This window comes from Dongia sp. (assembly GCF_041909655.1).
In the GTDB taxonomy this organism is placed as follows: Bacteria; Pseudomonadota; Alphaproteobacteria; order Dongiales; family Dongiaceae; genus Dongia.
In genome coordinates this window covers 41,421-51,780 of the sequence record NZ_JAYRDA010000020.1, presented here as the reverse complement: position 1 = coordinate 51,780, position 10,360 = coordinate 41,421, and the positions used below count along the sequence as shown (strand labels likewise).

Annotated in this window: 10 protein-coding genes; 6 read left to right on the top strand and 4 right to left on the bottom strand. The window is 61.4% G+C overall.

Features of this window, described 5'->3' with window-relative positions; genetic code table 11:
• On the bottom strand, window positions 1–881 hold an 881-nt coding region (locus ACE3PR_RS21490; RefSeq protein WP_374376416.1), incomplete at its 3' end, for a tyrosine-type recombinase/integrase.
• Between the two features lie 397 nt (window positions 882–1,278).
• Here ACE3PR_RS21490 and ACE3PR_RS21485 point away from each other — a divergent pair.
• The gene (locus ACE3PR_RS21485; protein WP_374376414.1) at window positions 1,279–2,136 is read left to right on the top strand and encodes a FecR domain-containing protein; all 858 of its coding nucleotides are present in this window, start codon (window positions 1,279–1,281) and stop codon (window positions 2,134–2,136) included.
• Window positions 2,137–2,402: 266 nt separating this feature from the next.
• The gene (locus ACE3PR_RS21480) at window positions 2,403–2,720 is read left to right on the top strand and encodes a hypothetical protein (RefSeq protein WP_374376412.1); all 318 of its coding nucleotides are present in this window, start codon (window positions 2,403–2,405) and stop codon (window positions 2,718–2,720) included.
• Between the two features lie 48 nt (window positions 2,721–2,768).
• Here ACE3PR_RS21480 and ACE3PR_RS21475 read toward each other — a convergent pair whose 3' ends face one another.
• From ACE3PR_RS21475 to ACE3PR_RS21465, 3 genes are all read right to left on the bottom strand, one after another.
• Window positions 2,769–3,653, bottom strand: coding sequence for a FecR domain-containing protein (locus ACE3PR_RS21475; RefSeq protein ID WP_374376409.1), 885 nt, complete (start codon window positions 3,651–3,653; stop codon window positions 2,769–2,771).
• A 178-nt stretch (window positions 3,654–3,831) separates the two neighbouring features.
• Window positions 3,832–5,817 (bottom strand): DNA topoisomerase IV subunit B, encoded by a 1,986-nt coding sequence (gene parE / locus ACE3PR_RS21470; RefSeq protein ID WP_374376407.1) that lies wholly within the window; start codon window positions 5,815–5,817, stop codon window positions 3,832–3,834.
• Window positions 5,818–5,960: 143 nt separating this feature from the next.
• Window positions 5,961–6,629: a pentapeptide repeat-containing protein gene (locus ACE3PR_RS21465; protein ID WP_374376404.1), complete on the bottom strand. Its 669-nt coding sequence runs from the start codon at window positions 6,627–6,629 to the stop codon at window positions 5,961–5,963.
• Window positions 6,630–6,845: 216 nt separating this feature from the next.
• Between ACE3PR_RS21465 and pseC the strand changes: the two genes are divergently transcribed.
• The 4 genes from pseC to upp all read left to right on the top strand — a co-directional run bounded on the left by pseC (window position 6,846) and on the right by upp (window position 10,349).
• Entirely contained in the window at window positions 6,846–8,057 is a 1,212-nt protein-coding gene (gene pseC / locus ACE3PR_RS21460) for a UDP-4-amino-4,6-dideoxy-N-acetyl-beta-L-altrosamine transaminase (protein WP_374376401.1), read from the top strand.
• A 47-nt stretch (window positions 8,058–8,104) separates the two neighbouring features.
• Window positions 8,105–8,518, top strand: a complete 414-nt coding sequence (gene mscL / locus ACE3PR_RS21455; RefSeq protein WP_374376399.1) for a large conductance mechanosensitive channel protein MscL — start codon at window positions 8,105–8,107, stop codon at window positions 8,516–8,518.
• Between the two features lie 145 nt (window positions 8,519–8,663).
• Window positions 8,664–9,665 (top strand): 4-hydroxyproline epimerase, encoded by a 1,002-nt coding sequence (locus tag ACE3PR_RS21450; protein ID WP_374376418.1) that lies wholly within the window; start codon window positions 8,664–8,666, stop codon window positions 9,663–9,665.
• A gap of 30 nt (window positions 9,666–9,695) precedes the next feature.
• Entirely contained in the window at window positions 9,696–10,349 is a 654-nt protein-coding gene (gene upp, locus ACE3PR_RS21445; protein ID WP_374376397.1) for a uracil phosphoribosyltransferase, read from the top strand.
• The last annotated feature ends 11 nt before the right edge of the window (window positions 10,350–10,360 follow it).

Genomic DNA, 10,360 nt, shown 5'->3' with positions numbered 1-10,360 from the left:
CCCTCGATCACGGGTGCATCCTCGATCAATGCCTTGACCTGAGGGGCGAGGGGGACCGCATGCGCCACGCCGGCTTTCATGCGATCGGCCGCGATGATCCATAGATCAGCATCAAGGTCGACTTCCGCCCTCGGCATGTCGGATACCTCCCGCCGGCGCTGGCCGGTCAGGATCAGCAATTTCGTGAAGCGGCCGAAGGCGTCCGCCAATTGATCAGCGGCGCGCCAAACCTCGACGAGTTCGCCGTCGGTCAGGATCCGTTGCCGATCGGGCTCGGGAAGCATCTTGAGCCGGGCTGCGACGTTGGCGTCGACGAGCTCCCGGTCCAGGGCGAAGTTGAGCATGTGGCGGATCAGGGCGAGGCGTCGGTTGCGGGCATAGATGCCGCGCGTCACCTCGACCTTGTCCAGCAGCGTGGCGACGGCGCCGCGGGTCAGATCCCGGATGGGGAGGTCGCGCCATGCCGGCAGCAGGTCAATCTCGACCCTCTCCCAAAGGATGCCGCCCGACTTGATCTTGTCCAGGTGGCCGGCCTTGTAGGACTTGGCGACCTCGCCGAACGTTTCGGCGCGGCGCTTGGCTTCCTGCGCCTTCTGGCGGGCCTTTTCCTGGCGGGGGTCAATTCCCTTGTCGACAAGACGCAGGCGCCGAGCGGCTTCCTCCCGGGCATCTGCGAGGCTAAGGACGGGGTAGCGGCCGATGGCGTCGCGGACCTGCTTGCCATCGATCCGGTAAAAGACGAACCACGATGCCACGCCAGAGGCGGATACGCGGATCCCGAAGGCAGGGAAGCCGATCTCGAAATACTCGGCGCGGCCGGTCGCCGGTGGGTCATTCACCAGTGACTTGATCTTAACCGCGGTGAACTTTTCCTTGGACATCTCGGGGTTGAACCGCCTTCTGGGGTCGCCGCTGGGTAACAGGGTAGCGCGTATTGCAGCGTTATCTCGTGTTACTCAGGGTTGCGCCAGAAAGGGCAGAACGCAAGAAAAATAAGGGGTATCCGATCGGTGCGCGTTACGTCCTGTTAGCTGGCGTAACACCAAAGATCGTGACTGGGGGTCTAGGGGTCGCAGGTTCAAATCCTGTCGCTCCGACCATTTCTCACGTTTCCTTGTCTTGAATTGCGTCCACAATCGTCCGCCTATTCGGACCGATCGCGTACATTTTCGTGTGCACCATTTCACGACGCTTCGGTTCAGTGACCGTGATCACAACTATGTATGATCTCCGGATCATCTCCTTGTTGCCGGATTGGGCACATCCATATCCCGCTTCATGGAACACACACACCCGAATATTGGCCGTCGCAGTATCTCGATATCGGGGCTGCTGGCCATCACCCTGAGCTTAACCTCGGTCCCGGCCTGGGCGCAGGACAATGCCGGCGCTGTCACACTGGTGGTGAACCAGGCTGCAGCCGGATCAAGTGGCCAGGCTCTTGCTGCCGGTACCAGCATCGGCGCAGCGGACACGATCCGGACCGGTGCGGACAGCGCCGCCTTGCTGGCCATGGCGGACGGGACGGAACTGGCGGTGGGCGAGGAGGCCGAGTTCACGCTGGAGGATTTCATCAGCCAAACCGGCGCCAGCATCGGCAAGTTCACATTGGATGTCGCCGCCGGCGCCATGCGCTTTGCCACCGGCAACATGTCGAAATCCGCCTACACGATCCGGACGCCCTCAGCGGTGGCCGCTGTGCGCGGCACGATCTTCAGCCTCTATGTGACCGACAAGGGCGAGACCTATATCGCCGTCGAGGAAGGAACGGTTGTGATCCGCAGCCGCCGCGGCACCAAATTCACCGTTCCAGCCGGCGCCTCGATGTTTCTCAACACCCAGGGCGAAGTCGATGGTGCGCTGTTCAATCCGCTGGGTGGCGCGGATCTCAGCAACCTGCCGCGCGGTGCCGACCCCACCGCCGCCATCCGCGCCATGGACCGGACGCTGTTGGACGCGGCGCCCAAGGAGGGGCAGGGCATTGCAGCTACCCCGCGCGCCCTGGGCCTTCCGGTCGCGATCGATCAGGGCGTCATCGATCCGTCCACCCTGCCGCCCTTTGCGACCAAGACCCCGGCCTATGGCAAGAGCAAATACGGCGGCGACCAGGACCGAAACAAGGAAGGCGGGTACTGATCGAGCGCGGGATTTTCAAAGACGTGGCGAACCGGCCCGCCGGCATACCAGCCGGCGGGCCTTTTACCGAATCAATAGGAATTTCAGCAAATTTGATTGAATAACGATGAAAAAGCTATTCCTTATACTATTTTGTATCTTTGACAGGGTTCCAGCGGTTCATTTCCGGGGCAGGGCATGCGATAAAAGGAGTGAACATGACAGTTGAGGCGAATGCGGCCTTTTAGGGGCTGGGTTGATTGGCCTTCGCTGCAAGCGAGAATGACATGATTGACGCTCCTGAGCTCTTGCAACCAATTGACACTTCCATTGATGGCGAAGCCCGTAACGGCGACGCCATAAGCCTTTCCCTTGCCGATCTCCTGCCGGACAGTTCCGGCGCGATCGTGATCGAGGGCGAGGGGGAAGATCTTTGCGTTCGCATCGTGACCGACGAACAGGTCGTTGATGCTGGGGTCGTCGAACAGCTCGTAACGGCCACTGGCGAAGACGTGTCCGGCCACGCTTATTTCGCCTTCCAGAACGGCACCACGCTCTACGCGCCGCGAGAGCTTGATCTGTCGATCGTCGCCTTCGACATTTGAGTATTCGCCGGTCCTGCTAGATAGCTAAGTTGATCGGTGGCGACGCGGTCAGAACGATCCGCCGCCATTGGCGTTGCCGCCATTGCCGCCGCCACCACCACCACCTTCATTCCCACCGCCACCTTCATTCCCGTCAGAATCGGCATCGCGGTGGCGCAAGTTGTCACCGCCCGGCGACCGGCAATTGACGGTATCCACGTCCAGGCATTTCTTTTTGCGCCCTTGCTGCTTGGGTGCCGGATCCGACGGCGGTGTCGCGATCGGCGTCAGATTGAGCGTCGGCGCCGCGCCGAGATCGAACGGAATCTCCGCACCCGGCACTGCGGTGGCGGCATCGAAGGCGGCCAGTTGTTCTGGTGACCAACGGCCAACCGGCCCCAATCCTTCAGCCGTGACGCGGGTGCCGAGCGAGCGGGTCAGCGAAATGGCGCTCTCGCCCGAGATGATATTGCGGCGGACACCGACGCGCCCCGAAAGGATGATGACATCGCTCCTTTGAGCATCCGACAAAATACCCCACTCGGTGCCGCGTACCGCCGTGATCGCGAGCGGGGTTCGAATCTCGAAACGCGATTTCGGTGTTGCCGGTGCCGCCTGGGCGCGCACGGCGCCGCTGGCGAGTTCCAGTTCGATCTGACGTTCGGTGCCTGGGCCTTGCGAGACAACGTCGTCGAGGACGAGTTCCGATTGCGATCCCAGATTGATGGTCGAGCCGTCGATCAATTGCAGGCGAACGCGCCCATTGCTGTCGGTCCTGAGCTTGTCACCCGGCTCGAGTGTTGCCCCGAGGATCAATGGGCCGGTGGCATTGCCGCGGATCACCTCGACATTGCCGGCAAGCCTGACGACCTGCGCAACCGGCGCAGCGACTGCGGCACTCGCCATCGCCGCGAGCGCAATCAGGCTTGCTGTGAGTTTGCTAAAAGAGAGCATGGCGCATCTGCCTTTACGAATTACTACCCTAAAACACACAATCTCGCGCGTCCAGATGGCTACCAAAGATTGAACAGCCGGAAAGAACGCGGTCGAATAGTTCGTCGGGCGGAGATGCGGTAATGTTCGAACCCCATCGCACACAAAGATGTGCGATGGGGCGCATTATGCCGGTGTTTTAAATGTCGAGATTCTGGGCGAACTGGGCGTTTTCTTGAATGTATTGGAAACGCAACTCGGGTTTCCGCCCCATCAATCGCTCAACCAGATCCGAGGTCTCCCGCGCTTCTTCGCGCTCCTCCTCGTTGTATTTGTGCGGGATGCGCACTTTGAGGAGGGTGCGGCGCTTGGGATCCATGGTGGTTTCCTTGAGCTGCGCCGCCGGCATTTCGCCAAGACCCTTGAACCGGCTGATCTCGACCTTGCCGCGCCCCGAAAAATCGCCCGCCATCAGCGCTTCCTTGTGCGCGTCGTCTTGGGCATAGGCGATCTTGCCGCCCTGGCTCAGACGATAGAGCGGCGGTTGCGCCAGATAGAGATGGCCGTTCTCGATGAGCTGCGGCATCTCGCGATAGAAGAAGGTCATCAGCAGCGAGGCGATATGGGCGCCGTCGACATCGGCGTCGGTCATGATGATGACCTTGTCGTAACGCAGGCGCTCTTCACTGAATTTGTCGCGCGTGCCGCAGCCCAAAGCCTGGATGAGGTCGATGAGTTCCTGATTGGCGGCAAGCTTGTCGGCCGTCGCGGCCGCCACATTGAGGATCTTGCCACGCAAGGGCAGCACGGCCTGGGTCTCGCGGTTGCGCGCCTGCTTGGCCGAGCCGCCGGCGCTGTCGCCTTCGACCAGGAAAATCTCGGTGCCCGCCATCGCGTCCTTGGTGCAATCGGCGAGCTTCCCGGGCAGGCGAAGGCGGCGCGTCGCAGTCTTGCGCGACAATTCCTTGTCCTGCTTCTTGCGCTGGCGCTCCTCGGCCTTCTCGATCACGCGCTCGAGCAGATCCTTCGCGCGGTTGGGATCGTTCGAGAGCCAATGGTCGAAGTGATCCTTGATCATGTTGTCGACCAGGCGCGTCGCTTCAGGCGAGGCGAGTTTCTCCTTGGTCTGACCCTGGAATTGCGGATCGCGGATAAAGACCGAGAGCAGCATCGCGGCACCACCGCAGATGTCGTCCGAAGTGACGAGGCTGATCTTCCTGTTACCGATGAGATCGCCATAGGCCTTCAGCGAGCGCGTAAGGCCCGTACGCACGCCGCTTTCATGGGTGCCGCCTTCGGGTGTCGGCACGGTGTTGCAATAGGAGTTCATGAACCCCTCATCATCGACCGGCCAGGCGATCGCCCATTCCAGTCGGCCTTGCTCGTCGGGAAACTCGGCCTGTCCGGCAAAGGGAGCCGCGGTGATGGTCTTGCGGCTGCCCAAGGCCATGCCGAGGTAATCCATCAGGCCGCCTGGGAAGTGCAGGACCGCCTGCGCCGGCGTCTCGTCACCATCGGTCACCAGTGCGGGATCGCAGGACCAGCGGATCTCGACACCGCGATAGAGATAGGCCTTCGAGCGGCACATGCGATAGAGCCGGCTCGGCTTGAAATGCGCGAGCTTGCCGAAGATCTCCGGGTCCGGATGGAAACGGACCGACGTGCCGCGCCGGTTGACGTTGCCCTTGTTCTCCAGCTTGGTCACCGGCTTGCCGCGCTTGTAGGTCTGCACCCAGAGCTGCTTCTCTTTCGCCACTTCCACGACCAGATCGTCGGAAAGCGCGTTCACCACCGAACTGCCGACGCCATGGAGGCCGCCGGAGGTCTGATAGACCTTGCCGCTGAACTTGCCGCCGGAATGGAGTGTGGTGAGAATGACTTCGAGGGCTGACTTGTCCTTGAACTTGGGATGCGGGTCGATCGGAATGCCACGGCCGTTGTCGCGCACGGTGACATAGCCGTCCTTGTCGAGTTCCACTTCGATGCGGCTCGCATGACCGGCTACGGCCTCGTCCATTGAATTGTCGAGTACTTCGGCGACCAGGTGATGCAGGGCACGCTCGTCGGTGCCGCCGATATACATGCCGGGACGGCGCCGGACGGGCTCCAGCCCCTCCAGGACCTCGATGTCCTTGGCCGAATAATCGCCGCCGCGTTTGCCTGAATTCTCGAAAAGATCGCTCATGGTACTCCGGGTCGCTCTAAATGCCGTCTTTGCCCGACTCGCCATAGCGGGGCGGGCGCCTTGGGCAGCAGTGATAGCCACCTCGCCCCGTCTGCTGCAAGGCATTGCTGGCGCGGGTTTAGTGTATTGATTTAATTACGTAATTACTGGTCCGGCGGCTGATTGCTGCCAGGGTGGCGGCAGGAGAGGGCGCGGTGCAGCACATCGGGGGCCACTTCCACCCCCATCAGGTTCGCGCGCCACAGATCGGCCCCCTCCAGATTGGCGCCGGCCAGATTGGCACCCTTGAGATTGGCGTCGGAAAGGTCGGCGCCGGAAAGATCGGCATCCTTCAAAATCGCTCCGGCCAGATTTACCCCCGCCAGATTGGCGCCCTGCAGCTTGCTCTCCGAGAGGTCTGCTCCAGAGAAATCGCATCCGGCGAGATTGGCCATGGAAAGATCGAGCCGCGGTAGTTTGAGGCCGGAGAGATTGCGGCCCGTGAAATTGGCGCGTTCGCCACCCAGGCCTCGCAGCCAGTCGTGATGGGCGCGCAGGATGTCCAGCAATTGACGCAGATTGCGCGATTTGGCGGCGCGTTCAGCAGCTTCGATGTCGGCCTTTTCCTTGAGATCGACATGGGAAGGCAGCTGGGGCGCCAGGAGACGCAGGCGCAATTGCCGCTCGGCATCGGCCTCGTCGGTGGCATGAATCTCGCCACGGAGCGGCGGCAATCCCTTCCGCTGCTGAATGCGATAGACGAAGACCCTGGATTGGGATTCGCCGTCCTGAATGTCACGATCCGGGGCGTCGTTCTCGTCCAGCTCCGCCATATCGATGGGGCACTCCTAACGTCCTGAGGCCTGCAGCCGCGGGGACCGTGTTCCGGGTCGGCGCGACTCAGCCAGCTCATACGAAACTATACCAAGGCCAAGCCCAGCTTGCCCAAAGGTAATATTGGTTAATTGTGTCGCTGATATGGCGCCCGGAATTGCGCAAGACCCTGGCTGCGGCTATAGCTTGCCGGTCTCGAATTCCGGCAGAAGTCCATGGACAACAATCAAAAATTCCTCCCCTACGGCCGCCAGAGCATTGATGCCGACGATCTCGCCAGCGTTTCGACGGCATTGCAGGCGGATTACCTGACGACCGGCCCGGCGGTAGGGCGCTTTGAGCAGGCTTTCGCCGAATTTGTCGGTGCCCGCTACGCGGTGGCCAGCAACAGCGGCACGGCGGCCTTGCATCTTGCCTGTATCGCCTTGGGGTTGGAGCCCGGCGACGCCGTCATCGTCCCCAGCCTCACTTTTCTGGCCACCGCCAATGCCGCCCGCTTTTGCGGCGCGGATGTGGTCTTCGCCGATGTCGATGCGGATTCCGGCCGGCTGACCGCCGAACATTTCGACGCGGCGTTGAAGCGGGCGGGAAGCGCGCGTCTGAAGGCAGTGCTTCCGGTCCATCTCAACGGCCATTGTGCTGACATGATGGCGATCCGGACACTTGCCGAGGCCAAGGGATTGAAGGTCATCGAGGACGCCTGCCACGCCTTGGGCGGTATGCAGCACGCCGGCAACAACAGCGTGGCATCGGTCGGCGCCTGCGCGCTCTCCGATCTTGCCTGTTTTTCGCTGCATCCCGTGAAGACCATGACCACGGGCGAAGGTGGTGTCACCACCACCAATGACGAGAAGCAATACCGGCAGATGCAGCTCTACCGCAGCCACGGCATGACGCGCGATCCGGCGGCGTTCCAGCACAAGGATCTCGCTTTCGCGCCGGATGGCCAGGCCAATCCCTGGTATTACGAAATGCACGCGCTGGGCTGGAACTATCGCATCACCGATTTTGCCTGCGCGCTGGGCGAAAGCCAGTTGAAGAAGCTGCCGCGTTTCATCGCGCGCCGTCGGGAACTGGCCGCTCTCTATGACCGCCTGCTGGCGCCCCTGGCACCTCGGATCAAGATCGTGCCGGGGCAGCCGGGCGACCATCCAGCTCTGCACCTCTATGCTGTCCTGGTCGATTTCGCGGCGATCGGCAAATCGCGAGCGCAATTCATGGCCGAGCTCAAGGCGCTGGGTATCGGGACCATGGTGCATTATCTGCCTGTCCATCAGCAGCCTTATTACCGCCAGCTCTATGGCAAGACGGAGCTCCCGGGTGCCGATTCCTATTATGCCCGGCAGCTCTCCATCCCCCTCTATCCCGACATGACGGACGGCGATGTCGCGCGGGTCGTTGAAGCCTTGCGGCGCTGCCTCGCCTGACCTAACGTTCCATGCTGACCCAACGAAACATGAATCGGGGGCGCACCATGCTGAAAGAGTTTCGTGATTTCGCGATGCGCGGCAACGTCGTCGACCTTGCCGTCGGTATCATCATCGGTGCCGCCTTCACCAGCATCGTCAATTCGCTGGTGAAAGACATCCTCATGCCGCCCATCGGCTTCATCATGGGCGGTATCGATTTCAGCGATTTCTTTATTGCGCTGAGTACCACTCAATATGACACGCTGAAGGCGGCACAGGATGCTGGCGTGGTCACGATCAATTACGGCCTTTTCCTGAATGCCGTGATCAACTTCCTGATTGTGGCCTTTGCGATCTTCATTCTGGTGAAGCAGATCAACCGCTTCAAGAAGGCCGAAGAAGCGGCACCGCCACCGGGTCCCAGCGAGTCCGAAAAGCTCCTCGCTGAAATTCGCGATCTGCTGAAGAGCCGGCCCTGAGTCTCGGGCTCGGGCACGCATCTGCCAAAATCGCTGATTGTCTTCCCGGTGGCGGGCGGGCTGCATGATCTGCTTGCCGATTGCCAAGGCGGGAACCGGACTATATCAATTGCCGGTCAGCTTGCTCATCCCGAAGGTTAACTCCATGGCCCGCTTCACCTTTTCTTGCATCGACGCGCATACCTGCGGCAATCCCGTCCGGGTCGTCTCTGGCGGTGGACCGCGACTCAGCGGTGCCAACATGATCGAGCGGCGGCAGCATTTTCTTTCCGAGTTCGACTGGGTCCGCACCGGCCTCATGTTCGAGCCGCGCGGCCATGACATGATGTCGGGCAGCATCCTCTATCCCCCGACTCGCGAGGATTGCGACGTCGCCATTCTTTTTATCGAAACTTCCGGCTGCCTGCCCATGTGCGGCCATGGCACCATCGGCACCGTGACCATTGCCATCGAGAACGGGTTGGTGACGCCCAAGAAGAAGGGCGAGCTGCGGCTGGACACGCCGGCCGGTCTCGTCGTCGCGACCTATGAGCAGGTGGGCGATTATGTGGAATCCGTGCGCCTCACCAACGTGCCCGGCTTCCTGCATTCGGAAGGACTGGAGATCGATTGCCCGGAAATCGGCCCGATCAAGGTCGACGTCGCCTATGGCGGCAATTTCTATTGCATCGTCGAACCGCAGCCAGGCTATCGCGACATGGCCGATTTCACCGCGGGGCAGCTCATTGCCATGAGCGGCGAACTGCGTCGCCGCATGAACGAACGCTACAGCTTCGTGCATCCCGAGAATCCGGCCATCAAGGGCCTCTCGCACATCCTGTGGACCGGGAAGCCCACGCAGGCCGGCGCCGATGCGCGCAACGCCGTTTTTTATGGCGACAAGGCAATCGATCGCTCGCCCTGCGGTACCGGCACCTCCGCGCGCATGGCGCAATTGGCGGGGAAAGGCAAGCTCAAGGTCGGCCAGAACTTCGTCCATGAGAGCATCATCGGCTCGCTCTTCAAGGGCCGGGTCGAGGCGGCGGCGACGGTTGGCGACAAGCCGGCCATCGTGCCCTCGATCGAGGGCTGGGCGCGGGTCACCGGCTACAACACCATCTTCATCGACGACCGGGATCCCTATAAGCACGGCTTCCAGGTCATCTAAAAACCAAGAATCTACAGGGCAGGGGAAACAATGGTCACCACCTTCAAGGAATTTCCGTCACTCAACGTGCTCGACCACCCGCTCATCCAGCACAAGCTCTCCATGATGCGCGACAAGGCGACGCCGACGACCCTGTTTCGGCAGTTGCTGAAAGAGATCGCGCTGCTGATGGGTTATGAGCTCACCCGCAACCTGCCGATGACCACGCAAGAGATCGAAACGCCGATCATCGCGATGCAGGCGCCGGTGATCAAGGGCAAGAAGATCGCGGTGGTCCCCATCCTGCGTGCCGGCCTCGGCATGGCGGACGGACTCATGGAATTGGTACCCGCAGCGCGCATGGGCCATATCGGCCTTTACCGCGATCACGACACCAAGCGGCCGGTGGAATATTTCGTGAAGCTGCCGGAGCCAGAAGGGCGCATCTTCATTCTCGTGGACCCGATGTTGGCAACCGGCCATTCCGCTTCCGCCGCGATCGACACGCTCAACAAGCGCGGCATCTCCGACGACAATATTCGCCTGATGTCCCTGGTGGCGGCACCCGAAGGCGTGCGCATTGTCCAGGAGGCGCATCCCAGCGTGCCGATTTTTGTGGCGGCCCTCGATTCCCATCTCAATGAAAACGCCTATATCGTCCCCGGTCTCGGCGATGCCGGCGATCGTCTGTTCGGCACGAAGTAAGTGGAGAGAAG

Excerpts from the sequence above, each read along its gene's own strand:
- ACE3PR_RS21485 (WP_374376414.1), top strand. The coding sequence starts at position 1,279 with ATGGAACACACACACCCGAATATTGGCCGTCGCAGTATCTCGATATCG.
- ACE3PR_RS21480 (WP_374376412.1), top strand. The coding sequence starts at position 2,403 with ATGATTGACGCTCCTGAGCTCTTGCAACCAATTGACACTTCCATTGAT.
- ACE3PR_RS21475 (WP_374376409.1), bottom strand. The coding sequence starts at position 3,653 with ATGCTCTCTTTTAGCAAACTCACAGCAAGCCTGATTGCGCTCGCGGCG.
- parE (WP_374376407.1), bottom strand. The coding sequence starts at position 5,817 with ATGAGCGATCTTTTCGAGAATTCAGGCAAACGCGGCGGCGATTATTCG.
- ACE3PR_RS21465 (WP_374376404.1), bottom strand. The coding sequence starts at position 6,629 with ATGGCGGAGCTGGACGAGAACGACGCCCCGGATCGTGACATTCAGGAC.
- pseC (WP_374376401.1), top strand. The coding sequence starts at position 6,846 with ATGGACAACAATCAAAAATTCCTCCCCTACGGCCGCCAGAGCATTGAT.
- mscL (WP_374376399.1), top strand. The coding sequence starts at position 8,105 with ATGCTGAAAGAGTTTCGTGATTTCGCGATGCGCGGCAACGTCGTCGAC.
- ACE3PR_RS21450 (WP_374376418.1), top strand. The coding sequence starts at position 8,664 with ATGGCCCGCTTCACCTTTTCTTGCATCGACGCGCATACCTGCGGCAAT.
- upp (WP_374376397.1), top strand. The coding sequence starts at position 9,696 with ATGGTCACCACCTTCAAGGAATTTCCGTCACTCAACGTGCTCGACCAC.